The sequence below is a fragment of the Kocuria sp. WN036 genome (genome assembly GCF_002287015.1).
Taxonomy (GTDB): Bacteria; Actinomycetota; Actinomycetes; order Actinomycetales; family Micrococcaceae; genus Kocuria; species Kocuria rosea.
The window spans coordinates 15,069-38,346 of record NZ_NSKF01000006.1 but is presented as its reverse complement, the minus strand read 5'-3'; the positions used below and the strand labels follow the sequence as shown (position 1 = coordinate 38,346).

The 23,278-nt window shown below is 74.6% G+C and carries 25 protein-coding genes; 18 read left to right on the top strand and 7 right to left on the bottom strand.

The window, feature by feature from the left end:
- Nucleotides 1-78 precede the first annotated feature (78 nt).
- The gene (gene katG, locus CK505_RS05675) at nucleotides 79-2,286 is read left to right on the top strand and encodes a catalase/peroxidase HPI (RefSeq protein WP_095650509.1); all 2,208 of its coding nucleotides are present in this window, start codon (nucleotides 79-81) and stop codon (nucleotides 2,284-2,286) included.
- Here katG and CK505_RS05670 read toward each other — a convergent pair.
- Nucleotides 2,255-3,757, bottom strand: a complete 1,503-nt coding sequence (locus tag CK505_RS05670) for an FAD-dependent monooxygenase (protein WP_095650508.1) — start codon at nucleotides 3,755-3,757, stop codon at nucleotides 2,255-2,257. The genes katG and CK505_RS05670 overlap by 32 nt on opposite strands.
- A 380-nt stretch (nucleotides 3,758-4,137) precedes the next feature.
- On the opposite strand from CK505_RS05670, the gene CK505_RS05665 reads away from it, so the two are divergent.
- Both CK505_RS05665 and CK505_RS05660 read left to right on the top strand, forming a co-directional pair.
- The gene (locus CK505_RS05665; RefSeq protein ID WP_095650507.1) at nucleotides 4,138-4,752 is read left to right on the top strand and encodes a class I SAM-dependent methyltransferase; all 615 of its coding nucleotides are present in this window, start codon (nucleotides 4,138-4,140) and stop codon (nucleotides 4,750-4,752) included.
- Nucleotides 4,753-4,801: 49 nt separating this feature from the next.
- Nucleotides 4,802-6,265: a YdiU family protein gene (locus tag CK505_RS05660; RefSeq protein ID WP_176475296.1), complete on the top strand. Its 1,464-nt coding sequence runs from the start codon at nucleotides 4,802-4,804 to the stop codon at nucleotides 6,263-6,265.
- Nucleotides 6,266-6,280: 15 nt separating this feature from the next.
- Here the strand turns inward: CK505_RS05660 and CK505_RS05655 are convergent, their stop codons facing one another.
- Nucleotides 6,281-7,021, bottom strand: coding sequence for a hypothetical protein (locus tag CK505_RS05655; protein WP_095650505.1), 741 nt, complete (start codon nucleotides 7,019-7,021; stop codon nucleotides 6,281-6,283).
- 166 nt (nucleotides 7,022-7,187) lie between these two features.
- On the opposite strand from CK505_RS05655, the gene CK505_RS05650 reads away from it, so the two are divergent.
- Complete coding sequence (locus CK505_RS05650; RefSeq protein WP_095650504.1) at nucleotides 7,188-7,400, top strand: hypothetical protein; 213 nt, start codon at nucleotides 7,188-7,190, stop codon at nucleotides 7,398-7,400.
- 105 nt (nucleotides 7,401-7,505) lie between these two features.
- On the opposite strand, the gene CK505_RS05645 is transcribed toward CK505_RS05650, so the two are convergent.
- Entirely contained in the window at nucleotides 7,506-8,618 is a 1,113-nt protein-coding gene (locus CK505_RS05645; protein ID WP_095650503.1) for an excalibur calcium-binding domain-containing protein, read from the bottom strand.
- A gap of 265 nt (nucleotides 8,619-8,883) precedes the next feature.
- On the opposite strand from CK505_RS05645, the gene CK505_RS05640 reads away from it, so the two are divergent.
- The gene (locus CK505_RS05640) at nucleotides 8,884-9,357 is read left to right on the top strand and encodes a hypothetical protein (protein WP_095650502.1); all 474 of its coding nucleotides are present in this window, start codon (nucleotides 8,884-8,886) and stop codon (nucleotides 9,355-9,357) included.
- A gap of 73 nt (nucleotides 9,358-9,430) precedes the next feature.
- Here the strand turns inward: CK505_RS05640 and CK505_RS05635 are convergent, their stop codons facing one another.
- The gene (locus CK505_RS05635) at nucleotides 9,431-10,669 is read right to left on the bottom strand and encodes a VCBS repeat-containing protein (protein WP_255250893.1); all 1,239 of its coding nucleotides are present in this window, start codon (nucleotides 10,667-10,669) and stop codon (nucleotides 9,431-9,433) included.
- A gap of 371 nt (nucleotides 10,670-11,040) precedes the next feature.
- Nucleotides 11,041-11,508: an ArsI/CadI family heavy metal resistance metalloenzyme gene (locus tag CK505_RS05630; RefSeq protein WP_017834630.1), complete on the bottom strand. Its 468-nt coding sequence runs from the start codon at nucleotides 11,506-11,508 to the stop codon at nucleotides 11,041-11,043.
- A gap of 254 nt (nucleotides 11,509-11,762) precedes the next feature.
- Between CK505_RS05630 and CK505_RS05625 the strand changes: the two genes are divergently transcribed.
- From CK505_RS05625 to CK505_RS05585, 9 genes are all read left to right on the top strand, one after another.
- Complete coding sequence (locus CK505_RS05625) at nucleotides 11,763-11,993, top strand: hypothetical protein (RefSeq protein WP_017834631.1); 231 nt, start codon at nucleotides 11,763-11,765, stop codon at nucleotides 11,991-11,993.
- A 67-nt stretch (nucleotides 11,994-12,060) separates the two neighbouring features.
- The gene (locus CK505_RS05620; RefSeq protein WP_095650500.1) at nucleotides 12,061-13,350 is read left to right on the top strand and encodes an aminotransferase class V-fold PLP-dependent enzyme; all 1,290 of its coding nucleotides are present in this window, start codon (nucleotides 12,061-12,063) and stop codon (nucleotides 13,348-13,350) included.
- Entirely contained in the window at nucleotides 13,347-13,811 is a 465-nt protein-coding gene (sufU, locus tag CK505_RS05615) for a Fe-S cluster assembly sulfur transfer protein SufU (RefSeq protein ID WP_035929092.1), read from the top strand. Before CK505_RS05620 ends, sufU begins: the two co-directional genes overlap by 4 nt.
- A 97-nt stretch (nucleotides 13,812-13,908) precedes the next feature.
- The gene (locus CK505_RS05610; protein ID WP_017834634.1) at nucleotides 13,909-14,760 is read left to right on the top strand and encodes a Rieske (2Fe-2S) protein; all 852 of its coding nucleotides are present in this window, start codon (nucleotides 13,909-13,911) and stop codon (nucleotides 14,758-14,760) included.
- A gap of 60 nt (nucleotides 14,761-14,820) precedes the next feature.
- Nucleotides 14,821-15,828 carry an MsnO8 family LLM class oxidoreductase gene (locus tag CK505_RS05605; RefSeq protein ID WP_035929088.1) on the top strand — a complete coding sequence of 336 codons (1,008 nt, stop codon included), beginning with the start codon at nucleotides 14,821-14,823 and terminating at the stop codon, nucleotides 15,826-15,828.
- A 61-nt stretch (nucleotides 15,829-15,889) separates the two neighbouring features.
- The gene (locus CK505_RS05600; protein WP_017834636.1) at nucleotides 15,890-16,459 is read left to right on the top strand and encodes a nucleosidase; all 570 of its coding nucleotides are present in this window, start codon (nucleotides 15,890-15,892) and stop codon (nucleotides 16,457-16,459) included.
- A gap of 44 nt (nucleotides 16,460-16,503) precedes the next feature.
- A complete protein-coding gene (locus CK505_RS05595) occupies nucleotides 16,504-17,220 on the top strand; it encodes a lipoate--protein ligase family protein (protein ID WP_095650499.1) in 717 nt (238 codons plus the stop codon).
- Between the two features lie 38 nt (nucleotides 17,221-17,258).
- Nucleotides 17,259-18,092, top strand: a complete 834-nt coding sequence (locus CK505_RS05590) for an SOS response-associated peptidase (RefSeq protein WP_095650498.1) — start codon at nucleotides 17,259-17,261, stop codon at nucleotides 18,090-18,092.
- A 14-nt stretch (nucleotides 18,093-18,106) separates the two neighbouring features.
- Entirely contained in the window at nucleotides 18,107-18,508 is a 402-nt protein-coding gene (locus CK505_RS05585; protein WP_017834639.1) for a pyridoxamine 5'-phosphate oxidase family protein, read from the top strand.
- Between the two features lie 124 nt (nucleotides 18,509-18,632).
- Here the strand turns inward: CK505_RS05585 and CK505_RS05580 are convergent, their stop codons facing one another.
- Nucleotides 18,633-19,136 carry a GNAT family N-acetyltransferase gene (locus tag CK505_RS05580; protein ID WP_017834640.1) on the bottom strand — a complete coding sequence of 168 codons (504 nt, stop codon included), beginning with the start codon at nucleotides 19,134-19,136 and terminating at the stop codon, nucleotides 18,633-18,635.
- A 301-nt stretch (nucleotides 19,137-19,437) separates the two neighbouring features.
- Here CK505_RS05580 and CK505_RS05575 point away from each other — a divergent pair, with 301 nt between their 5' ends.
- The 3 genes from CK505_RS05575 to CK505_RS05565 all read left to right on the top strand — a co-directional run bounded on the left by CK505_RS05575 (nucleotide 19,438) and on the right by CK505_RS05565 (nucleotide 21,779).
- Nucleotides 19,438-19,761 (top strand): DUF6504 family protein, encoded by a 324-nt coding sequence (locus CK505_RS05575; RefSeq protein WP_017834641.1) that lies wholly within the window; start codon nucleotides 19,438-19,440, stop codon nucleotides 19,759-19,761.
- Between the two features lie 79 nt (nucleotides 19,762-19,840).
- A complete protein-coding gene (locus CK505_RS05570; protein ID WP_035929081.1) occupies nucleotides 19,841-20,680 on the top strand; it encodes a fumarylacetoacetate hydrolase family protein in 840 nt (279 codons plus the stop codon).
- A 130-nt stretch (nucleotides 20,681-20,810) separates the two neighbouring features.
- Nucleotides 20,811-21,779, top strand: coding sequence for a TIGR03885 family FMN-dependent LLM class oxidoreductase (locus CK505_RS05565; RefSeq protein WP_095650497.1), 969 nt, complete (start codon nucleotides 20,811-20,813; stop codon nucleotides 21,777-21,779).
- Nucleotides 21,780-21,817: 38 nt separating this feature from the next.
- Here CK505_RS05565 and CK505_RS05560 read toward each other — a convergent pair whose 3' ends face one another.
- Nucleotides 21,818-22,390, bottom strand: coding sequence for an MOSC domain-containing protein (locus CK505_RS05560; protein WP_095650496.1), 573 nt, complete (start codon nucleotides 22,388-22,390; stop codon nucleotides 21,818-21,820).
- 255 nt (nucleotides 22,391-22,645) lie between these two features.
- Between CK505_RS05560 and CK505_RS05555 the strand changes: the two genes are divergently transcribed.
- Nucleotides 22,646-23,221 carry a hypothetical protein gene (locus tag CK505_RS05555; protein ID WP_095650495.1) on the top strand — a complete coding sequence of 192 codons (576 nt, stop codon included), beginning with the start codon at nucleotides 22,646-22,648 and terminating at the stop codon, nucleotides 23,219-23,221.
- Nucleotides 23,222-23,278: the final 57 nt, after the last annotated feature.

Sequence of the window (23,278 nt, the reverse complement as noted above, 5' to 3'; positions counted from 1 at the left end):
AGCGGCGCCCCTCGGCCCAGCACCCCACCCGGCCACCGCCGGCCCCGGACCGGTACCGCCATCCTGGAAGGAAGACCCATGTCCCAGACGCCTGATGCTCCCGTGCACGGCAGCGAGAGCGAGAACCCGGCGATCGACGCGCCCACCCCCAAGACCGGTCAGCCGCGGACGGTCCAGGACTGGTGGCCCAACCAGCTGGACCTGAACGTCCTGCGGAAGCACTCGACCACGACCGACCCGCTGGGCCCCGGCTTCGACTACGCGAAGGAGTTCGCCACGCTCGACGTCGAGGAGCTCAAGCGCGACCTCGTCGAGCTCATGACCACCTCGCAGGACTGGTGGCCCGCCGACTTCGGGCACTACGGAGGGCTGTTCATCCGGATGAGCTGGCACTCGGCCGGCACCTACCGGATCGCGGACGGCCGCGGGGGAGCCGGGGAGGGCGCCCAGCGGTTCGCCCCGCTCAACAGCTGGCCGGACAACGCCAACCTGGACAAGGCCCGGCGTCTGCTGTGGCCGGTCAAGCAGAAGTACGGCCGGAAGATCTCGTGGGCCGACCTGCTGGTGCTCGCCGGGAACGTGGCGCTCGAGTCGATGGGCTTCCGGACGTTCGGCTTCGGTTTCGGGCGCGAGGACGTGTGGGAGCCCGAGGAGATGTTCTGGGGCCCGGAGGACACCTGGCTCGGCGACGAGCGCTACGCCGGCGACCGCGAGCTCTCGGGCCCGCTGGCCGCGGTCCAGATGGGGCTGATCTACGTCAACCCCGAGGGCCCCGGCGGCAACCCCGACCCGCTCGCGTCCGCCCGGGACATCCGCGACACGTTCGGCCGCATGGCGATGAACGACGAGGAGACGGTCGCGCTCATCGCCGGCGGGCACTCCTTCGGGAAGACCCACGGGGCCGGGCCCGCCGATCACGTGGGCCCCGAGCCCGAGGCGTGCCCGGTCACGGGGCAGGGCCTGGGCTGGAGGAGCAGCTACGGGACGGGCAGGGGGCCGGACACGATCACCAGCGGTCTGGAGGTGACCTGGACCAGCACCCCGACCCAGTGGGGCAACGGCTTCTTCGGCAACCTGTTCGACCACGAGTGGGAGCTGACCGAGAGCCCCGCGGGGGCCCACCAGTGGGTCGCCGAGGACGCGACCGAGACCGTCCCGGACGCCTTCGACCCGGGGCGGAAGCACCGGCCGACGATGCTGACGACCGACCTCGCGCTCCGGGCGGATCCGGTGTACGAGAAGATCTCGCGGCGGTTCCACGAGCACCCGGACGAGTTCGCCGAGGCGTTCGCCAAGGCCTGGTACAAGCTGCTGCACCGCGACATGGGCCCGGTCACGCGCTTCCTGGGGCCGTGGGTCCCGGAGCCGCAGCTGTGGCAGGACCCGGTCCCGGCGGTCGACCACGAACTGGTCGGGGACGAGGACGTCGCCGCCCTGAAGGAGACCCTCCTCGGCTCGGGGCTGACCGTGGCGCAGCTGGCCTCCACCGCGTGGGCCTCCGCGGCGAGCTTCCGGGGCACCGACAACCGGGGCGGGGCCAACGGCGCCCGCATCCGGCTCGAGCCGCAGCGCGACTGGGAGGTGAACGAGCCGGAGCGGCTGGCCGAGGTGGTGCGCGTCCTCGAGCAGGTCCGGGAGGACTTCAACGGCGGTCGGTCCGACGGCACGAGGATCTCGCTGGCCGACCTGATCGTGCTCGGCGGCTGCGCGGCCGTCGAGCGCGCGGCCCGGAACGCCGGTCACCCGGTCCAGGTCCCGTTCCGGGCCGGGCGCACGGACGCCGCGCAGGAGCAGACCGACGTCGAGTCCTTCGCGGTGCTCGAGCCGCAGGCCGACGGCTTCCGGAACTTCGTGCAGTCCGACGTGCGGCTCTCGCCCGAGACGCTGCTGCTCGACCGCGCGTACATGCTCAACCTCACCGCCCCCGAGATGACGGTCCTGGTCGGCGGCATGCGGAGCCTGGGGACGAACCACGGGCAGTCGGAGCACGGTGTCCTCACCGACCGGAAGGAGGCGCTGACCAACGACTTCTTCGTCAATCTCCTCGCCGCCGGCACGGAGTGGAGGGCGTCCGAGGATTCGGAGGAGGTCTTCGAGATCCGTGATCTCGCCACGGACGAGCTCAGGTGGACGGCCACCGCCGCCGATCTGGTCTTCGGCTCGCACTCCCAGCTGCGGGCGATCTCGGAGGTCTACGCGAGCGACGACGCGCAGGAGAAGTTCGTGCGCGACTTCGTCGCCGCGTGGGTCAAGGTCATGGAGCTCGACCGGTTCGATCTGCGCTGACGGCACGGTGACCGGCCGGCGGGCCGCACCACGTGGTGAGCGCGGCCTCGAGCCCTGACGTGTCGCCCTCGCCCACCCAGGCCACGTGCCCGTCCGGCCGGATGAGCACCGCGGTGGGCGGGGTGACCGGCCCGAGCACCGGGAGCTCCCAGCGGCCGTGGTGCGCGGCGGTGACCCGTCGCACGCGGTCCGCCCAGGGCCCGATGTCGACACCGCCGGGCGTGCCGAGCTCGAGCAGCACCGGCCGTGCCGCGTGCAGGAGGGCGAAGACCCGCGCCGGGCCGCCGGCCGTGCGGAGGTCGAGATCAGGCATGCGCCGCCCGAGCAGCGGGTGTCCCGCGCCGAGGTCGTAGTGGATGTCCAGGCCGGACATCGTCGCCGCGTACCGCCGGCGCGGCTCGTCCATGGCCAGAAGCTCGGCGACCGTCTCGCCCACGGCCCGGACGCGGTCGTCGGGGCGGCGCAGCGCGACCTGCGCCATGGTGAGGCGCAGCACGCGGGCGGCCACCGGGTGGCGTTCGGCGTGGTAGCTGTCCAGGAGGTCCTCCGGTGAGGTCCCTCCGACGACCTGGGCCAGCTTCCAGCCCAGGTTCACCGCGTCCTGAACCCCGGTGTTGAGGCCCTGCCCACCGTCCGGGGCGTGCACGTGCGCGGCGTCGCCGGCCAGCAGGACGCGCCCGTTCCGGTAGGACGCCGCCTGCCGGGTCGTGTCGGTGAACCGCGTGATCCAGGTGGGGCTGTGCACCCCGTAGTCCGTCCCGTACACCGCGACGAGCGCCGCGCGGAGATCGCGCAGGGTGGGCTCGCGGCCGGGCCCCACATGGTGCTCGGTCACCATGACCCCCGCCGGCCCTCCGTCCTGGGGCGGGCGGAAGGCGTGCTTGCCGACGGCGTCCTGGTGGATGCCCCACTCCGGCTCCTCGGCCAGCTCCACCTCGGCGAGCAGACTGCTCGTCGTCGGGTCCCACCCGGGGAACCCGATGCCCGCAGCCTTCCGGATCCGGCTCCGTCCTCCGTCGCACCCGACGACGTACTGCGCCCGCAGCGGCCGGCCGTCGGCCGGCTCGACGTCGACGCCCGTCCCGTCCTGGGCCACGCCCGTCACCTCGTGCCCGTAGCGGACCGGCACCCCCAGCTCGCCGATCCAGCCGGCCAGGAGCCGCTCGATGTGGTTCTGCCACAGCGCGAGACCGTAGGGGTGCCGGGTGGGGAAGTCGCTGAGGTCCAGGGGGGTGCCGGCGAACCCGGCGACCTGGGCGATCGTGCCCTCGGTGAGGAACCGGTCGGCGACGCCGCGCTGGTCGAGGACCTCGATGGTCCGCGCGTGCAGCCCGCCGGCGCGGGAGCCGACGAGCTCCTGACCGGTCCTCCGCTCGAGGACGACGACGTCGACCCCCGCCAGCGCCAGCTCTCCCGCCAGCATCAGACCCGTCGGCCCGCCGCCGACGACCACCACCTCGTGCTCGTCCATCCGCTGCCCTTCCGTCCGCAGGTGCCGCTCCCGGCCCGAGCATTCTGCGGCCCGACCGGGGTCTTGCCGCAAGCCCCCCGGCGCGCTGTAGCCTGAAAACGGAGGGAAGAGGGCGGGCCCGGTCACCGCCGGTCAGAGCAGTCCTCCGATCTGACCCGCCGTCTCCTGCAGCGCGGGCACGTGGCGCCGCCCTTCCTCACGGGGGCGAGCATGACCCGTGTCGGCTGGCTGGCCGGCGGCAAGATGGTGGTCCACCCCAACCGCGACGTCGACGACGACGGCAACCAGCCCGTCAACCGGGTCGCGGAGCTCGAGGCCCCGCAACGGGCCCGCCGCGACCGGACCGCGGGAGTCCGCCTGGCGGGCGGTACCCTGGCCGTGTGGTCGAGCAGAGCATGTGGATGCAGAAGGTGCGCGCGGATCCCGGGCACTCGTCGTGGTACGTCGAACGGTTCCGGACCATGGCGGCCGCCGGTGAGGACGTCGTGGGGGAGGCGCGGCTGGTCGAGGCCATGGTCCCGCCCGGCTCCCGGATCCTCGACGCCGGGTGCGGTCCCGGCCGGCTGGGCGGCCACCTGCACCGCCGCGGGCACACCGTCGTCGGGATCGACGTCGACCCCGCGCTGGTCTCCGCCGCCCGGGAGGACCACCCGGGTCCCCGGTGGCTCGTGGGGGACCTGGCCGAGCTGGACCTGCCCGCCCGGGGCGTCCCGGAGCCCTTCGACGCCGTGGTGTGCGCCGGCAACGTGATGGCCTTCCTGGCCCCCAGCACGCGCCTCGAGGTGCTGCGCCGTCTCCGCCTCCACCTGGCCGCCGACGGCCGGGTGGCCTTGGGCTTCGGCGCCGGCCGCGGCTACCCGTTCGCGGAGTTCCTGCAGGACGCCGAGCGGGCCGGGCTCGTGCCCGATGTGCTGCTCTCCACCTGGGACCTGCGCCCGTTCCGGGAGGACAGCGACTTCCTCGTGGCCGTGCTGCGGACCGCCGAGCACTCCTGATCCCGCCGACCCCTCGGCGGCGACGGGTCCGCGGGGTAGCGTGGACATCGTGAGCACCGCAGCCCTGTCCACCGTCACCTTCGAGAGCCGCTTCGCCCAGGAGCTGGGGGAGCTGTCCGTGCCCTGGCGGGCCGACGACGTCGCCGAGCCCCGGCTGCTGGTGCTCAACGAGTCCCTCGCCGCCGACCTGGGGCTGGACCCGGAGTGGCTCAGTGGCCCGGAGGGCGCACGCCTGCTGGTCGGCAACCTCGTGCCGCCCGGGGCGACACCGGTGGCGCAGGCCTACTCCGGGCACCAGTTCGGCGCGTTCTCCCCGCGCCTCGGCGACGGGCGCGCCCTGCTGCTGGGCGAGATCGTGGACGCCGGCGGCCGCCGGCGGGACCTGCACCTCAAGGGCTCCGGGCGGACGCCGTTCGCGCGCGGCGGCGACGGTCTCGCGGCGATCGGGCCCATGCTGCGCGAGTACATCGTCAGCGAGGCGATGCACGCCCTGGGCGTCCCCACCACCCGGTCCCTGGCCGTGGTGGCCACCGGGCGGCAGGTGCGCCGCGAGACACTGATGCCGGGGGCTGTGCTCGCCCGGGTGGCGAGCAGCCACCTGCGCGTGGGCACCTTCCAGTACGCCCGCGCCACGGGCGACCCCGACCTCCTGCGCCGGCTCGCCGACCACGCCATCAGCCGCCACCACCCCGGCGCCGCCGGCGCCGAGCACCCGTACCTCGCGCTCTTCGAGGCGGTCGTCGCCGCCCAGGCCTCGCTCGTGGCCCGGTGGATGCTCCTGGGGTTCGTGCACGGGGTGATGAACACCGACAACACGACCATCTCGGGGGAGACCATCGACTACGGCCCGTGCGCGTTCCTGGACGCCTTCGACCCGGCCGCGGTGTACAGCTCGATCGACCACGGCGGGCGCTACTCCTACCGGAACCAGCCGGTCGCCGCGCAGTGGAACCTCGCCCGGCTCGCCGAGGCCATGCTGCCGCTGCTGGACGAGGACCAGGACCGGGCGGTGTCCCTGGCGGAGGGGGCGCTCGGGGCGTTCGTGCCGCAGTACAGCGCGGCCTGGTCCGCGGGGATCCGCTCGAAGCTCGGCTTGCCCGAGGACCTCGACGACGAGGTCGCCTCGTTCCTGGTCGACGACCTGCTCGTGCTGCTCCAGCAGAACCGCGTCGACTGGACCTCGTTCTTCCGCGCCCTCGCCGGGACCGCCCGCACCGGCGCGACCGCCGCGCGCGACCTGGTCCTCGATCTGCCGGCCTTCGACGCCTGGGCCGAGCGCTGGCTCGCCGTGGGGCCGGACCCCGAGGCGATGGACCGCGTGAATCCCGTGCACATCCCCCGCAACCACCTCGTGGAGGAGGCCCTCGCCGCCGCCGTGGACGGCGACCTCGACCCGCTGGGACGGCTCCTGGAGGCGGTGACCGCCCCCTACGAGGAGCGTCCGGGCCTGGAGCGCTACGCCGCCGGCCCCCCGGAGGACTTCGGCGCCTACACGACCTACTGCGGGACCTGAGGCGCCGGCCCGAGGTCAGCCGCGGATGTACTCCCCGGTCACGCTGTCCACGGTGCCGTTCTCGATGCCCGTGCACTGGGCGGCGCCGGCCTCCGTCACCGGGTCGTAGTTGATGCAGAAGGCGTCGTAGTAGGGCACCCCGCTCCGCCACGCGGCCAGTGCCTCCTCGTAGCTGAACTTCGCCGGGAAGGGCACGGCCCCGACGTCCGTGCTGACCTGCACCTGGCAGGTCCCGGGGCCGCCCGGGGCGAAGGCGAGGAGCTGCCCGACGGTGTCGACGACGTCGATCCGGTCCTGGCCGGTGCTCATCGCGGCCTGGTAGGCCCGGCAGATCTCGACGGCCACGGCGCGGTCGTTCGTGTCCGCGGTGAGCCGGTGCACGAGACCGCCGCCCGGGGCCGCCTGCTGCTCGATCCCGGAGACGGTCCCGGCGTAGGGCTGCCCTTCGGGCGTCGTGGAGAACGCGGACCACGCGTCGGCGGGGACGGGCTCCGCGGGCGCGGCCCCGGGCTGCGCCGGCGACTCCGCGGCCGGCTCCTCGTCCGCGTCGTCGGGCTGCGCCGCGGGCTCCGTGGACTCCGGGGGCTCCGTGGGCTCGGGGGTCGACTCGGGAGTCGTCTCCGGGGCCGTGCCCGAGGGGGAGGGCGAGGTCCGGGCGGCGGGGGTGTCCTCCTGGACCGGGGGGTCACCGGCGCAGCCGGCCAGGGCGAGACCGGACGCGAGGAACAGACTGGTGACGACGGCCTTCGTGCTCATGGGGTGCCTCTGCTTCGCTGGGGGGCGGGGTTCCCACTGTAGGCGGGCCGGGCGGCGAACCGGGGTGGCCCGCCGGAGAGTTGCCCACCCAAGAGGGGTCAGACGGGGAGGGGCGGGCCGTGCCACGATGCGGAGGGCATGCCGCAGAACTGTGAAGGGGGCCGCTGTGCCGCACCAGATGACGCTGATGTTCCTCAACATCGCGCTGACCCTCGTCCTCGTCGTGTCGTGCTATCTGCACCTGGGCGGCGGGCGCTGGTGGTTCCCGTGCCTGTGGTTCGTCGGCATGGCCGCGGGGTCCCTGTGGGACGCGCTGCCGCACCGCCGCGCCGCGGAGTTCGCCCGCCGCGCCGGTGGTCGGACCGCCTGGCAGGGCTGAGCGCGGCCGCGCGTCCCCGGCGCCGGCCGGCGGCGGCCGCGGGGACGGTGGGGGCGGCGACGCAGCGGGTGGCGTCCGTCGTGCGGTCCCCGTCCCGCTGTCGTCCTACTCGCACGCGACGCCGTCGGAGTCGCCGTCCATGGCCTCCCGGTAACCGGGCTCCCCGCGCAGCAGCGGTGCGGCGCCGGCCTCCCGGGCGGCCGTGCAGTTGGCGTAGTGCACGGCCGCGGGCACGGGAGCCTGACCGGCCGGGGCCTTCTCGGCGGGCGCCGGGGCGGCCCCGGCGCCTCCGGGGATGTCGCCGAACGGCGTGCCGCCGGGCAGCTGCTGGTCGGGGCAGCCGGAGAGCACCTCGGCCATGGCGGTCTTCTCCGGGGCGGTGACCCACAGGCCGTAGCGGGTCTTCACCGCGATCTGGACGGCCACCATCTCGCAGGCGAAGGCCCGGTTCGGGGGCAGCCACCGCGAGGCGTCCTGGTCGGACTTCGAGCCGTTGGCCGGGCCGTCGACCGTCAGCAGGTTCAGCGGGTCGTTGGCGAGGGCCACGCGGTCGGCCGGGGAGAGCCGGCGCGCCCCGGTGACCCAGGCGTTGCCGAGCGAGACCACGTGGTCCACCTGGACGTCGGCGGAGGTCGCGACCCCGCGGACGAAGTCGATGGACGCCCCCGTGTACGGGTCGGCGAGGGTGCCGGTGTCGACCCTGCACCCGTCGGCGGAGGTGATGCCGGTCAGGTCCCGGGCCAGGACCTCGTTGCGGGAGTCCTCGCAGTCGCCGTCGGCGTCGATCCACCCGCCGAACAGGGCGTCGCGGTCGTAGTCGGACATCGTCCCGGCGGCGGCGACCGGCAGGTCCTCCAGGGCGAGGAACGCCCCCGAGGGCGGGGCGACGGCCCGGACGGGGGTCTCCGACGGCTCCGGGGCGGAGCTCGGCGACGGGGTGACCGTGGTGACCGTCCCCGGTGTCCTCGACGCCGTGGGCGAGGGCGTGCTGCCGGGCTCGGCGCTCGGGGAGGGGGCGGCGGGCACCGTCGTCACGGTCCCCGGGGCGGGGCCGGGGGCCGGGCCGGTGGACGCGGTGCTGGACGCGCAGCCCGCCACCAGCCCGATCGCCAGGACGAGGTGCAGCGGCCCCGCCACGATCCACCGGCCCGCGGCGACACCGCGGCGGGACGCCGGGTCCGCTCCCGGGGCAGGCGAGGGGAAGAGGGTGTTGCGCATGGTGCTCCTGGGGGGACGAGAGGAAGTGCGCCTGGGGGAGGGCACGCGTCGGGGGATCGCGCGGGGCACCCTCCTGTTCTACGTCCGGTGCCCGTCCGGCACCGCACGGCGCGCCGCAGAGGACGGCGGCCCCCGCGTGTGTGACGCCGGAGGTCACCGCGCCGTCCGAGGACGCCCGCGCCATCCCCGGATGAGGGGTCAGACACGCGGGGTCGCCGGGTGCGAGGATGCGGTCACGGGGATCGTCGAACGAGGGGAGGGCCTCGTGCTGACCGTGCGTGACAGGCTGCTCCTGGGGCTCTGGCTCCTGCCGGTGGCCCTCGGTCTCGTCGTGGGGCTGTACGTCGGAGACGACGACGGCACCGTCATGCTGTTCGTCACCGGTCTCGTCGCGGCCCTCTACGTGGCGGTGCTGGTCAGCACCGTCCACACCGGGCGACGCCGACGGACCGAGCCCGCCGCCGAGCCCGCCCCGGAACCGCCGGAACCGTCGGATCTCCCGGAGCACGCGGAGCCGGCCGCCGGGCACGGCCCCGACCCGCCGGGGGCCCCCGGGGAGTCCGGCCGAGCGCTCGCCGCGTCGCGCGTCCTGCCGCTGGTGCTCGCCGTCTCCGCCGCCGTCTACGTCGTCGCGGAGGGCGGCTGGACCTTCGTGGTGGTCGCCGTGCAGCTCGTCACCGTGATCACCATGGCCGCCTACGTGCACGAGCGCGGCGCGGAGCCGAAGCCCGTCACGTAGCACGGCCCCGCCCCTGTCCGTGCGGACGGGGGCGGAGCCGTGGCCCGGCCGCGACGGATCGCGGCCGGCAGGCTCACGAGAGCTGCACGTACGTGGCCGAGTGCCCGAAGCCGACGACGTCGTCGCGGCCGTCGCCGTTGACGTCACCGAGCAGGCGCGGATACCGGTCCTCCGTCCACCCCTGGTCGTAGCCGAAGGCGGCGACCTTCAGGTACACCGGGGCGAAGGTGCCGTCCGCCCGGCCGTGGGCCACGTGGACCCCGGCGTTGCCGAAGCCCACCAGGTCCTGGATGCCGTCGACGTTGATGTCCGCGTGGGTCCGCAGGTGCCGGTCGCCCCGCCACCCCTGGGCCTGGCCGAAGTCGTTCACCCGCAGTGCCACGCCGGTGTAGTTCCCTCCGTTGAGCGAGTGCGCCACGGAGACCCCGGAGTAGCCGAAGCCGATGATGTCCGCCGCGGCGTTGCCGGCGGGGTTGACATTGACGTCGGCCAGCATCCGCGGGTGCTGGCCCACGCGCCAGCCCTGGGCGTAGCCGAAGTTGCGGATCTCCAGCGCGGGCTGGGTGAACGTGTCCCCGAGCGCCGAGAAGTAGGAGACGTACGTGCCGGCGTCCCCGAAGCCCACGATGTCGGCGGTGCTGTTGCCGTCGACGTCCGCGAGCATCCGGGGGTTCTTGTCGACCCGCCAGCCGCGGTCCCAGCCGTAGCTGTCGATGCGCTTGCCGGTCCCGGTGAACGTCCGGTTGGACAGTCCGTGGGAGACGGTGACGCCCGAGTGCCCGAAGCCCACGATGTCGGCGGTCAGGTTGCCGTTGAGGTCGGCGAGCTCGCGCGGGTGCCGGTCGACGCGCCAGCCCTGGTTCCAGCCGAAGTCGCGGACCTTGAGCTGCGGCGCGGTGAAGCTGCCGTCGCCCTGGGAGTAGGCCACGTAGACGCCGGCGTCGCCGAAGCCCACGATGTCGTCCCGGCGGTCGCCGTCGACGTCCGCGAGCGTGCGCACGTGCCGTGCCCCGGACCAGCCCTGCGCGGTGCCGAAGTCGCGCACGCTCATGCGCGGCGCGCCGAAGGTGCCGTCGGCCCGGCCGAAGGCGACCTGGACGCCGGCGCCGCCGAAGCCGACGACGTCGGCGCGGCCGTCGCCGTTGACGTCCGCGAGCTCGCGCACGTGCTGGTCGGTGCGCCAGCCCTGGGCGTAGGAGAACATGGGCTGCGCGGTCGCGGCGTGGGCGGGTGCGCCCACGGCGAGCCCGGCGGTCGCCAGCACGGTGGCCGACGCGCCGGTGAGCACGCGCGAGAGGAGTGGGTGTTTCATGGCGGGTCCCCGAGGTCATGAGACGGATCGTCGGCACGGGCGCCGGTGGCGCGTGCCGGAGTCCTCGGCCGGCCCCCGGCCGACCGGGAGACGTCCCCCGGGACGCGGTGCGCCCCCGGGGAACCGGTGGCACCGGGAACGACGTCCCGGCGCCGAGGCGCAACAGCTGAGGGTGTCAGTTTACTCCTGCAACCAGGTGGTCACCAGGGGCGTTCCCTTTCGTGACGCCATTGGACGGCCCGGTCCACGGGGCTGTCCCGGCCACCACCCCGGCCACTGCTCCGGTCACCGCTCCGGCGGTGCGGCGAGGGCTGTCCTGCGCCCGCCGCGGTCGGCGGCACCCGCCGGAGTCGCCGACCGCGGCGGGGCCGTCACGGGCTGACGGGCTCCGGCCGGGGGTCGGAGGTGCAGCACGAGCCGTCGCCGCCCACCTCGGAGAGCTCCCGGCCGGTCCTGCCCTCCAGGTCGGGCCGGGCGTCGGCGGTGACGGTGTAGACCTCCCACGGCTCCCGGCCCGGTCCGGTCACCCAGACCTTGTCCTGGACGGCGTAGCAGCAGGTGGTCTGCTCCTCCGGGCGGGTGGCCAGGCCGGCGTCGGCCAGGCGCTGCGCGGCCGCCTCGACGATCTCGGTGCTCTCCACCTCCACGCCGAGGTGGTCCATGCGGGTGTCGTCACCGGGTTCGCCCTCCAGCAGCACGAGCTTCAGCGGCGGCTCCGCGATGGCGAAGTTGGCGTAGCCCGGGCGCCGTTTGGCCGGGGCCGTGCGGAACAGGGTGGAGTAGAACTCGATGGAGCGCTCGAGGTCGGCCACACGCAGGGCGAGCTGGACTCTGGACATGACGGGTTCCTTTCGGGTGCGACGAACGCTCCTTGGTATCGACGTCCGTCTATGTGGAAGAGTGCCACCAGCATCGATGGCCGTCAATACGTTCGGGTGTTCTCCTGACAGGCCGCCCACCCGGTCGCCCCGTGGGCCGCCGTCGTCCCGTACCGCCGGCTGGGGCTCCTCGCGCACCGTTCCGGGTTCGCCTTCCGCGGACCGGCGGGAGATCATGGGGGGAGACGGCCCGGCCCGCCACCCGGAAGGACACCATGCGCAAGCACCAGCACGCCGACGACGACGAGCCCCGGCGCAGCCTGTTCCGGCGCTTCGACGACTTCGCCATGCGCTTCTACGGCCCCGCCGTGCGCAGCCCCCGCGACCTCCGGGGCCAGGACCAGCCCAGCGAGCAGACGCAGCAGTGGTACCAGGACCTGCAGGACGAGTTCGTGGTCGAGAAGGACGCGAACGGCAACACCTATCTGCGCCCCCGCCACCGGTAGCCCGCCCGTGACGCCGGGAGGCGCCCGGCCGGAGAACCCCCGGCCCCGGCCCGTACAGTGTCGGAGCATGGAAGGAAACCACGTGCTGCCCCTGACCGATCCCGAGGTGCGTGCGCTGCGGGAGGACTTCCCGCTGCTGACGAACAGCCCGTCGGTCTACCTGGACTCCGGGGCGACCTCGCAGAAGCCCCTGGCCGTCCTGGACGCCGAGCGGGACTTCTACCTGCACCGCAACGCCGCGGTCCACCGCGGCGCCCACGCCCTGGCCGTGGAGGCCACCGACGCCTACGAGGAGGCCCGCCGGGTGGTGGCCGGGTTCGTGGGCGGCACCGAGCGGGAGCTGGTGTGGACCTCCAACGCCACCGAGGCGATCAACCTGATCACCTACTCCTTCTCCAACGCCTCGGCCGGACGCGGGGGAGGGACGGCCGCCCGCTTCCGGCTGGGCCCGGGAGACGAGATCGTCACCACGGAGGCCGAGCACCACGCCAACCTCATCCCGTGGCAGGAGCTGGCCGCCCGCACCGGGGCCGCCCTGCGCTGGATCCCCGTCGATGAGACCGGCGCCCTCGATCTCGGGGCCGCCGCCGAGGTCATCGGCGAGCGCACCCGGGTGGTGGCCTTCAGCCACGTCTCCAACGTCACCGGCGCGATCACCGACGTCGCCCGTCTCGTCGAGCTGGCCCGGGCGGCGGAGGCGCTGACCGTGCTGGACGCCTGCCAGTCGGTGCCGCACCTGCCCGTGGACCTCCCCGCCCTGGGGGTCGACTTCGCGGTGTTCTCCGGGCACAAGATGCTCGGTCCCACCGGCATCGGAGCGCTGTGGGGGCGGTCCGAGCTGCTGGACGCGATGCCCCCGTTCCTCACCGGCGGATCCATGATCACGAAGGTCACGATGGAGTCCGCCCGCTACCTGCCGGCTCCGACCCGCTTCGAGGCCGGCACCCAGCGGGTCGCCCAAGCCGTGGCGCTGGCCGAGGCGGTGCGCTACCTGCAGGGCATCGGGATGGAGCGGGTCGCGGCCCACGAGCACGAGCTGGGGCAGCGGCTCGCGGCCGGTCTCGCCCAGCTGGAGGGGATCCGGCTGATCGGCCCGCCCCCGGGCGCCGAACGGGTGGGTCTGGCGGCCGTGGACGTGGCGGGGGTGCACGCCCACGACGTCGGGCAGGTGCTGGACTCCGCCGGGGTGGCCGTGCGGGTGGGCCACCACTGCGCCCAGCCGCTGCACCGGGCGCTGGGGCTGACCGCCAGCACGCGGGCCAGCGCCTACCTGTACAACACCACCGCCGACGTCGACCGGTTCCTGGCCGAGCTCGCCGGGGTCCGCGGCTACTTCCGCTTGGAGAACACGCGATGAGCGCGCTGGACGGGATGTACCAGGAGGTCATCCTCGACCACGCCAAGCGGCGCTCCGGCGAGGGCCTGGCCGCCCCGGCACCCGGGCACGGGGCCGGGGAGTCCCACCAGTACAACCCCACATGCGGCGACGAGATCACCGTGCGGGTCGAGCTCGCGACCGGCCCCGGGGACGCGGAGCCGGTGGTGACCCGACTCAGCTGGGAGGGCGAGGGCTGCTCGATCTCCATGGCCGCGGCCTCCGTGCTGGCCGAGACCGCCCCCGGGATGACGCGGGCCGAGCTGGTGGAAATGATCGGCGCGTTCCGGGACCTCCTGCGCTCGCGGGGCACCGTGGTCCCCGACGAGGAGGTCCTCGGCGACGCCGCCGCCTTCGCCGGGGTCTCCCGGTTCGTGGCCCGCGTCAAGTGCGCCATGCTCGGCTGGGTCGCCGCCGAGGAGGCCCTCGACCGCGCCGGCTGAACGGCTCCCGGCGCCACCGGTCTTCACACACCAGGACGTCCTTGTCCCGCCCGGCGCGGGGTGGGACACTGACCGCCCCGGCGCTGAGGAGGCGGTCATGACACAGCTCGAGGACCTGGTGGCCCGCGTGGAGACGTGGAAGGCGCTGGACCGGGTGGCCGAGCCCCTGGCCCGCGCCGTGGGCCGGGCGGTGCGGCCCACGCCGGTGCGCAACGTGCTGAGCGGCACAGTGATCGGGCACCCCTTGCACCCCCTCCTCACCGACGTCCCGATCGGTGCGTGGACCATGGCGGCGGTGCTGGACCTGGCCGGCGGCCCCAGAACGGCCCGCGCCGCCGACGTGCTCGTGGCCGCGGGGCTGGCCGCCGCCGTCCCCACGGCGGCGACCGGGCTCAACGACTGGTCCGACACCCAGGGCGCCGACCGGCGCATCGGTCTGGTGCACGCGACCGCCAACAGCGTGGCCCTGACGTTCTACGCGGCCTCGCTCGCCGCCCGGCTCCGGGGCCGGCGCGGCGCCGGCAGGGCCCTCGCCCTGGTCGGCTACGGCTGCGTCACGGGCGGGGGCTACCTGGGCGGCCACCTCGTCTTCGCGCGGGGCGTCAACGTCAACCGCACCGCCTGGCGGAGAGGCCCACGGCGGTGGACCGACGTCCTCGCCGACGCCGAGCTCGCCGCCGGCGAGCACCGACGGGTGCCGGCCGGCAGCGTCTCGGTGCTGCTCGTCCGCGACGGGGACCGGGTCGAGGCCCTCGACAGCGTCTGCAGCCACCTGGGCGGCCCGCTCGAGGAGGGGACGGTCGACGGCGGCTGCGTCACCTGCCCCTGGCACGGCAGCACCTTCCGGCTCGCGGACGGCGCCGTGGTCCGCGGACCGGCGACCGCCGCGCAGCCCAGCTACGAGACCCGCGTCGAGGAGGGACGGATCCAGGTCCGGCGCCGGCCCTGACCGTCCCGGACTCCGGCAGCGGCCCGGAATGCTTCCGGCGCCGCCCGGGTTGTGCGCACCATGGCCCTCTCCGACGTCCCGCTCTCCCTCCTCGACCGCGCCAACACCCGGGACGGCTCCACGGAGGCCGAGGACCTCGCCCGCGTCCTGGAGCGGGCCGAGCGCGCGGAGGAGCTGGGCTACCACCGGTTCTGGGTGGCCGAGCACCACGCGGTGCCCGGGATCGCCGGGTCCGCGCCGGCGGTGCTGATGGCCGCTCTGGCCGCCCGGACCCGACGTCTCCGGATCGGCTCCGGCGGGATCATGCTCCCCAACCACCAGCCCCTCGTGGTCGCCGAGCAGGCCGCCACCCTCGAGGCCCTGCACCCCGGCCGGATCGACCTCGGCGTGGGCCGCTCCCTCGGCTTTACCGCCGCGGTCCGGGACGCGCTGCGCACCGGCAAGGAGGCCGCGGACCGCTTCGGGGACGACCTGGCCGAGCTGCTCGCGCACCTCTCCGGCGCGGCCCCGGTGACCGCCCGGCCCCGCAACCACGCCGCCACGCCGGTCTTCGTCCTGGCGACCGGCGCCGGGGTGGAGACCGCGGCCCGGGCGGGACTCGCCGTGGTGCTCGGCGGCCCGGCGATCTTCCGCGAGGGCCCCGGCGGCGGCGCCGCGGTGCTCGAGCGGTACCGCGCGCAGTTCCGCCCGTCGTCGTGGTGGCCGGAGCCCTACGCGGTGGTCTCGGCGAACGTCGCGGTGGCGCGGACCCGCGCGGCCGCCCGTGAACTGCTGCTGCCCGAGGCCCGCGCCCTGGCCGCCTCCCGCACGCGGGGCGAGTTCCCGCCCCTGGCGCCCGCACGGCCCGCGGAGCCGGACGGGCTCACGGCCCGGGAGCGGGCCCTCGTGCAGGAGACCCTCACGTCCTCCGTCCACGGCACGGCCCCGGAGGTCCGGGACCAGCTGGAACGGCTGCTCGCGCGCACCGGGGCGGACGAGCTGCTCGTGACGGGTGGCGCGCACGATCTCGACGCCCAGGCGGACTCCGACCGGCGGCTCGCCGCGCTGTTCACCACCCGCCCGGCCTGACCTCCCCGCCGGGAGGCCAGGCCGGGCGGGAGCGGGAGGGGAGTGCGGATAGAGTGACGGGGTGCCACAGCTGCTCGTTCTCGCCGCCCACCCCCTGGAGACCAAGTACTTCCCGGAGGACATCGACCTGGTCCTGACCGGTGTCGGGATGTCGGCCGCGGCGGTGCGCACCACCGAGGCGGTGCTGACCCGCTGCCCGGACCCCGCGCGCCGGGCGGAGCTGACGGTGCTCAACATCGGCAGCGCCGGCGCCCTCAAGCACGGGCTGACCGGGGTGCTCGAGCCCTCCCGGATCATCAACCGGGACGTGGACGAGGAGCTGCTGCGCGCGGCCGGGATCCCCGTGGACAACGTCATCGAGCTCGGCGGCGACGGCCCCGTGCTCGCCACCGGGGACTCCTTCGTGGCCGGCGGACCCGCCCGGGACGCCCTGGCCGCCCGGGCGGACCTCGTGGACATGGAGGGCTGGGCGATCGCGGTGGCCTGCCGGCACCTGGGCGTGCCGCTGCGGATGGTCAAGCACGTCTCGGACGCCGCCGACGAGGAGGCGGTCGCGTGGGCCGAGAAGGTCGAGCTCAGCGCCCTGGCCCTGGGGCGCTGGTTCCGCGGCAGCGGGATCACCGGGGCGTGACCTGCCGCAGGACCGTCCGGATCCGCCACTAGACTGGGGCCAGCATGAAACTTCTCCGCCAGCGCGAGTCCCTGGGCGCCCAGCAGGACTACGAGAGCGCCATGACCCTCCTCGCCGACGTGCGCCGCAGCGGGCCCGTCCTGCGCCTGTACGAACCGGCCCCCACGGTCGCCTTCGGCCGCCGGGACGAGCTGCGCCCGGGCTTCCCCGACGCCGCCCGGGCCGCCCGCGAGAGCGGGTTCGAGCCCCTGGTACGCAAGGTGGGGGGCCGCGCCGCGGCCTACCACGGCGGGTGCCTGATCATCGACCACCTCGAGGCCGCCGAGGACCCCACCTCGGGCATCCAGGACCGCTACCGGCTCTTCGGCGACATGATCGTGGCCGCCCTGGAGGAGCTCGAGGTCGAGGCCGACGTCGGCGAGATCCCGGGCGAGTACTGTGCCGGCGAGCACAGCGTGCACGGGACGCACCCGGCGTCGTCGTCCACCCCGGGCCGGAAGGTGAAGCTGGCCGGGACGGCCCAGCGGGTGGTCGCGGGCGCCTGGTACTTCAGCACCGTGCTCGTGGTCGAGCAGTCCGAGCCCATCCGCTCGGTGCTCACCGACGTCTACTCGGCCCTCGACCTGGACTGGGACCCGGCCACCGCCGGGGCCGTGGACGACCTGCGCCCGGGCACCACCGTGGCCGACGTGGAGCACGGGATCCGCAAGGTGTACGGCATGTACTCCCGGTACCTGGGGTACGGGCCGCTCACCGACTGAGCCCCGGCCGCGGGCCGGGCAGACCGAGGAGGCAGCAGATGTGCGGACGCTACGTCATCGCCCGGGCCGTGGGCGACCTCGTCGCCGCGACCGGGGCGGTCCCGGACGAGAGCCTGGGCGAGGCCGACACCGAGCGGCTGCGGGCCAACTGGAACACCGCGCCCACCACCGACGTGCCGATCGTCCTGGAACGCCTCACCGGCGGGAACGGCCGGGACGACGGGGAGCTGGTGCGCGAGCTGCACGTGGCCCGCTGGGGACTGGTCCCGGGCTGGGCCAAGGACCCGGCGGTCGGGTCGAAGATGTTCAACGCCCGCTCGGAGACCGTCCTCGAGAAGCCGTCCTTCCGCAAGGCGGTCCGGGCCCGCCGGTGCGCGGTCCCGGCCAACGGCTACTACGAGTGGAAGAAGGAGCCCGGCGCCGGGAAGGGCGGGCGCAAGCAGCCCTACTACGTCCACCCGGCCGATCCGGAGGAGACCATCTGGTTCGCCGGGATCTACGAGTGGTGGCGGGTGCCCGAGGGCACGGAGCTGCACTCCGCGGCCCTGCAGCCGGGCAGGGACGGCGGCGGGAGCACCTGGTTGCTGTCCTGCTCCATCCTCACCACCGACTCCCCGGAGCCCTCCGACGAGCACCCCGTGCTCACGGAGCTGCACGGTCTGCACGACCGGATGCCGATCCCGCTGGCGCCCGAGCACGTGGGGGACTGGCTGCGCCCCGGGGAGGACGACGCCCCGCAGCTCGTGGACCTGGTCCGGGCCGAGGCGCACCGGACGGCCGCCCGCTGGGTGCTCGACCCGGTGGGCCCGGCGGTCGGCAACGTGCGCAACAACTCCCCGGAGCTCGTCGAGCCGCAGCGGAGCCTGTTCTGAGCCCCCGGGAGCCCGTGGACCGGGTCACCGCCTTCGTCCGCGCCCACGGCGGCGGGGTCGTGGCGACCAACAGCGGCGCCGGCTGCCCCGAGTCCGCGTGGATCAACCTCGCGGCCCTCGGGGACGGGCGGCTGGTCTTCGGCACGAACGAGCGCAGCCGCAAGTACGCCAACCTCCTCGCCGATCCCCGGGTCTCCCTCGTGGTGGTCTCCGGGACGGGCCAGGAGTTCCAGCTCGAGGGCGAGGCCGCCGTGCTGGAGGGCTCCGCCGCGCAGGACGCCGGCGAGGTGCTGGAGTCCCGGCACCCGGGGGCCACGGACAAGGACAGCACCCGGCTCGTGGCGGTGCGCCCCCGCTGGGCGCGGTTCGTCGACATCGCCGCCGATCCCCCCGTCCGGGAGGAGTTCTCGCTCTGAGCCGGTCACAGAAGAGGCCCGGGACCCGCATCGCGGGTCCCGGGCCTCTTCCACGGCCGGGTGCCGGGCCCTGTTCGTGCCGGCGTCCCCTCCGGCGTCCCCCGGTCCGGAGCGCCCGCCGGGCTCAGACGTCGTCCGTCTCGGGGACCCACCGGTTGAAGTCGAGCGTCAGGTAGAGCGCGAGCGCCGCCGCGTTGTCCTCGGCGATCCGCAGGCTGACCTGGTCGTAGCCGTTGTCGTAGAGGGTGCCCATGGCGCAGCGCACCAGCTGCTCGGCCAGGCCCTGGCGGCGGCGGGAGGCCGCCGTGAACAGCTCGAAGATGTAGGGGACGTCAGGGAGGTCGTCGCCGACCCGCCGGGACAGCACGAGCGCGGCGGCCACCACGGTCCCGTCGTCGTCGACCACCACCGGCGAGGCCTCGGGCAGGAAGGGCCCGTACTCCCCGTCGAAGACTCCCCGGATCACCTGGCGGGCCTCCTCCAGACTGGAGACCCCGCCCTGCTCGTAGGAGGAGTAGTAGAGCTGGGCGAGGCTCTCGGCGTCCTCCGGGCCGGACGGACGCAGATTCACCGCGGGCTTCTTGGTGTTCGCCGCGGTGTGGGCGATCAGCGTGATGGTTCCGGTCATGGAAGGCCTCCGTGAGGTCGACGCCGGCTGCTCCGGCGGGGCGGACGAGGGACAGGGGACGTCCGGGAGGGCCGCGCAGGGCAGGCCCTCCGTGCATTCAGCGTATCCATTTCGCTGGGCTTGTCCATGCTTCGCCGTCCTCGATCGCAAAAGTGAACGGCCAGGTCGGAGCGGGTACTTCACGGGAACACCTGTTCCTTTTCCGCGCTCTTCCGGGTTAGCGTGTCGTACATGTGTTCTAGCTTCCAGGGAACAGGGCGCACCGGGGACGGGCGCCGGGCCGAGGGAGAGAGGAGCCGTCGTGGGTTTCCTGACGGAGAGCGTCGACGTGGACTGCGACACGGACGGGGTGCCGGTGGGCGTGCGCTGGCGCGGGCGGGACTACCTGGTGGCCCAGGGGCCCGTGCGCTGGTACGAGCGCCGCGCCTGGTGGTCCGAGGACGCGCGGCTGCCCAAGGACCGGGGGATCGGTGCGGTGGACCAGCAGATGTGGCGGGTCCAGGTGCAGCTGAACACCCGCTCCGAGCTGCTGACCCTCGAGCTCGTCCACACCCTCGACACCGGGCGCTGGCGGCTGCTCGCCGCCACGAGCGCCTCGGGGATCCGCGTGGTGCGCTGCGCGTAGGCCGCCTCGGTGCACCCTCCCGCCGGAGGTGCATAGGATCGTCGGTGGAGACCGCACCGCAGAACGTGAGGGAGCACCCGTGAGACTCGGCACCGTGCGACGAGACGGCACCACCCAGGCCTTCCGGCAGGAGGACGGGCGGACCGTCTATCTCCCCGTCCCCGACGTCGGGGCCCTCCTCGCCGGGGGCGACCTGCGGCTGCCGGGGGAGCCGGGCCCCGCGCCGGCCCCGGAGGACCTGGCGACGCCCGTCCTGCGCCCGGGCAAGATCCTGTGCGCCGGGCTGAACTTCTACGACCACGCGGAGGAGGTCGGCCAGGAGATCCCGGAGCACCCCACGATCTTCGCGAAGTACGCCACCGCGCTCATCGGCCCCACCGACCCCATCGCCATGCCGGAGGAGTCCGAGAAGATCGACTGGGAGGCCGAGCTCACCGTGGTGATCGGCTCGCCCCTGCGCCACGCCACGCCGGACCAGGCGCGGGCCGCGATCGCCGGGTACACCATCATGAACGACATCTCGGTGCGGGACTGGCAGGGCCGGACCTCCGAGTGGTTCCAGGGCAAGAACTTCGACCGCACCACCCCGGTGGGCCCCGTGGTGGTGACCCCTGACGAGATCGACCCCGAGGCGGGACTGGCGATCCGCTGCACCGTGGACGGCGTGCGGCACCAGGACTCCGGCACCGACCGGATGATCTTCTCCGCCGTGGAGCTGGTCGAGTACCTCAGCCGGTTCCTGACCCTCGAGCCCGGGGACCTCGTGGCCTGCGGCACTCCCGCCGGCGTGGGCCTGGCCCAGAAGCCCCGCCGGATCTGGTTGCGGGACGGCCAGGAGGTCGTCACCGAGATCGAGGGCATCGGCGAGCTGCGCAACGTCTGCACCCCCGCCGAGGACCTCCGGGCGGCGGCCGGCTGACCCGGCACCCGTCCCCACCCGGTCCCGTCCTCCCTCTCCTGCTGTCCAGATCCCACTGACCTGATCCCCGTGACCTGATCCCCGTGACCTGATCCCACTGTCCTGTTCCCGCCTTCGACCGGAGGACCCCATGGCGACGATCGGCTTCCACGCCTCCCACGAGCAGATCCCTCCCGAGCAGCTGCTGCGCGACGTCGAGCACGCCCAGCGGGCCGGCTTCGGCGCCGCCATGTGCTCGGACCATCTCGAGCCGTGGTCGCCGCACCAGGGCCACTCCGGGTTCGCCCTGTCCTGGCTGGGCGCCGCCCTGGCCACCACGGACCTGCCCTTCGGGTTCGTGCACGCCCCGGGCCGGCGCTACCACCCCGTGGTCACCGCCCAGGCCACGGCCACCCTCGCCCGCATGTTCCCCGGCCGGATCTGGACCGCTCTGGGCAGCGGACAGAAGCTCAACGAGCGGGCCGTCACCCCGGACTGGCCGGCCAAGGAGCACCGGCAGCGGTTCCTCGAGAGCAGCTTCGACGCCGTCCGCCGGCTGCACGCGGGCGAGGAGGTGTCCTGCCGCGAGCCGTTCCACGCCGACCGCGCCCGGGTCTGGGACCCGCCGGAGGTCCTGCCCGCCCTGCGCGTGGCCGCGCTCACCCCGGCGACGGTCCGCCGCTTCGCCCCCCTGGCCGACGGGTTCATCACCGTCCAGCAGCCCCTCGAGGACCTGCGCCGGATGCTCGAGGCCTGGCGCGAGGCCGGCGGCACCGGGCGGACCGCGCTGCAGGTGCACCTGAGCTGGGCGCCCTCCCCGGAGCAGGCCCGCGCGATCGCCTTCGACCAGTGGCGCACCAACGTCTTCGACCCCGTGACCATGGCCGAGCTCGCTTCGCCCCAGGACTACCTGCGCAAGGCGGTCCAGGAGGACGTGGGGGATGAGCAGATCGCCGGGGCGGTCAACGTCTCCGCCGACCTCGGCCGGCACGCCCAGTGGCTGCACGAGTACGCCGACCTCGGCTTCGACGAGATCTACCTCCACCACGTGGGGCAGGAGCAGGGCCGCTTCCTCGACGCCTTCGGGGAGACGGTGCTGCCCCAGCTGGCGCAGGCCTGACCCGGCGCGGGCCCGGGCGCCGGTCCCGGGTGGGCGGGCTACGGCAGCCGGGACGGGCGCCGCAGCACGGCCGCGCCGGCCAGCTCCGGCTCGAGCGGTACCGGGCTGTGCAGCACGGCCGGTCCGCGGTGCAGGTCGCCGCTGGACAGCGGCCGGCAGCGCAGGCCCCCTCGCCCCCGCATGGCGGCGTGCGCGCCCGGAGCCAGGACCCGGTCCATCCACACGCAGGGGTGGGCCGGGCGCCCGCCCCGCAGCCGCACGAGGGTGCCCTGGGACTCCAGCGCGAACTCCTCGCCCAGCAGCGGGGCCAGGTGGGCGCCCCGGAGGACCACGTTGCGCCGGGTCAGGAGCGGGTCGAAGGGGTCCGTGCGCAGGTCCGCGGCCATGGCCTCGAGCGCCTCGACGGCGAGCAGGGTGACGGCGGCGTCCATGTGCGCGGCCTTGCCGAAGAACCGGTCGCCCACCACGCCCTTGCCGGCCACCAGCTCGACCCGCTCGGCGTCGGTGGTGGGGACCTCCGCCGCGCCGTCCCGGGCGCGGCCGAAGTAGGCGTGCGCCGGTGACACGAGCAGGTGCAGGACCTCCACGTCGTACCGATAGGTCGCCGTCATGGCCCACACCCCTCCGTCGTCGCGGCCGCCGGTCCGGCGCCGCCTCGCTGCCGCCGGACCTCAGCATAGGCAGGGCGGGCGACACCGCGGGGCGCCGGGCCGCGCCGCCCGATCTTCCCTGCACCCGGGGAGCGCCCCGCGAGCCTGTCCCCTTTACGGATGCACACCTGGTGTCCCGGGGTGCGCGCGGGCAAGAATGGCAGCGACGGAGGACAGCCGAGGGGCACCGTGGTCCGGACGGGGGAGGGAGGTCGCGTGTCTGCCAGACGCTCCGCCGGGGGACGGTACCGGCTGGCCGGGCCGGCCGGGTCGGCCGTGGTCGTCCTCCTCGTGGTCCAGCTCCTCCTCCGGGGCGTGATCTCCGTGGCGCAGCTCGCGCTCGGAGCGGCGGCGCTCGTCGTCGTCGCGCTGGTGCTCGGCCAGCGGTTCCTCGTCCCCTGGCTGGCGCGCCGGTCCCCGAACCGGCCGCGCATCACCACGACCCGGGCGTGGACGTGCCCGATGCCCCCGGAGGAGGCCCTCGAGCGGATCCGCACGGCGTTCGAGGACCTTGGCCCGGCGGTCCGCTCCGAGGAGTGCTGCGTGGAGGTCTCGGTGGGCTCGGACGTCACCTTCCGCCGGCGCGGGACGGCCTCCGAGTTCGGGTGGCGGGCCCTGCCCCTGCGGGCCACCTTCCGGGTGGCCCCCCGCGGCGGTGGGTCCGAGGTCTCCGCCGACGTGCGGGACGACCTCGGCTGGTACCCCGAGGCGCCCGGCAGGCTCGTGGAGGACGAGATCGACCGCCGCAGCGCCTCCCTGATCGAGCGGGCGATCTGCGCCACTGGACGCTGACCGCCGCGCCCGGCGCGGCGCCGGCCGGTCCTCGGAGGTGTCCCGGGCGGGGCGGGG

What these genes read in the sequence shown, in the direction of transcription:
- CK505_RS05630 (WP_017834630.1), bottom strand. Translation starts at nt 11,508, where the DNA reads ATGTCCAGAGTCCAGCTCGCCCTGCGTGTGGCCGACCTCGAGCGCTCC.
- CK505_RS05605 (WP_035929088.1), top strand. Translation starts at nt 14,821, where the DNA reads ATGGCCCTCTCCGACGTCCCGCTCTCCCTCCTCGACCGCGCCAACACC.
- CK505_RS05645 (WP_095650503.1), bottom strand. Translation starts at nt 8,618, where the DNA reads ATGCGCAACACCCTCTTCCCCTCGCCTGCCCCGGGAGCGGACCCGGCG.
- CK505_RS05590 (WP_095650498.1), top strand. Translation starts at nt 17,259, where the DNA reads ATGTGCGGACGCTACGTCATCGCCCGGGCCGTGGGCGACCTCGTCGCC.
- CK505_RS05595 (WP_095650499.1), top strand. Translation starts at nt 16,504, where the DNA reads ATGAAACTTCTCCGCCAGCGCGAGTCCCTGGGCGCCCAGCAGGACTAC.
- CK505_RS05580 (WP_017834640.1), bottom strand. Translation starts at nt 19,136, where the DNA reads ATGACCGGAACCATCACGCTGATCGCCCACACCGCGGCGAACACCAAG.
- sufU (WP_035929092.1), top strand. Translation starts at nt 13,347, where the DNA reads ATGAGCGCGCTGGACGGGATGTACCAGGAGGTCATCCTCGACCACGCC.
- katG (WP_095650509.1), top strand. Translation starts at nt 79, where the DNA reads ATGTCCCAGACGCCTGATGCTCCCGTGCACGGCAGCGAGAGCGAGAAC.
- CK505_RS05565 (WP_095650497.1), top strand. Translation starts at nt 20,811, where the DNA reads ATGGCGACGATCGGCTTCCACGCCTCCCACGAGCAGATCCCTCCCGAG.
- CK505_RS05625 (WP_017834631.1), top strand. Translation starts at nt 11,763, where the DNA reads ATGCGCAAGCACCAGCACGCCGACGACGACGAGCCCCGGCGCAGCCTG.
- CK505_RS05620 (WP_095650500.1), top strand. Translation starts at nt 12,061, where the DNA reads ATGGAAGGAAACCACGTGCTGCCCCTGACCGATCCCGAGGTGCGTGCG.
- CK505_RS05655 (WP_095650505.1), bottom strand. Translation starts at nt 7,021, where the DNA reads ATGAGCACGAAGGCCGTCGTCACCAGTCTGTTCCTCGCGTCCGGTCTC.
- CK505_RS05560 (WP_095650496.1), bottom strand. Translation starts at nt 22,390, where the DNA reads ATGACGGCGACCTATCGGTACGACGTGGAGGTCCTGCACCTGCTCGTG.
- CK505_RS05635 (WP_255250893.1), bottom strand. Translation starts at nt 10,669, where the DNA reads ATGAAACACCCACTCCTCTCGCGCGTGCTCACCGGCGCGTCGGCCACC.
- CK505_RS05670 (WP_095650508.1), bottom strand. Translation starts at nt 3,757, where the DNA reads ATGGACGAGCACGAGGTGGTGGTCGTCGGCGGCGGGCCGACGGGTCTG.
- CK505_RS05610 (WP_017834634.1), top strand. Translation starts at nt 13,909, where the DNA reads ATGACACAGCTCGAGGACCTGGTGGCCCGCGTGGAGACGTGGAAGGCG.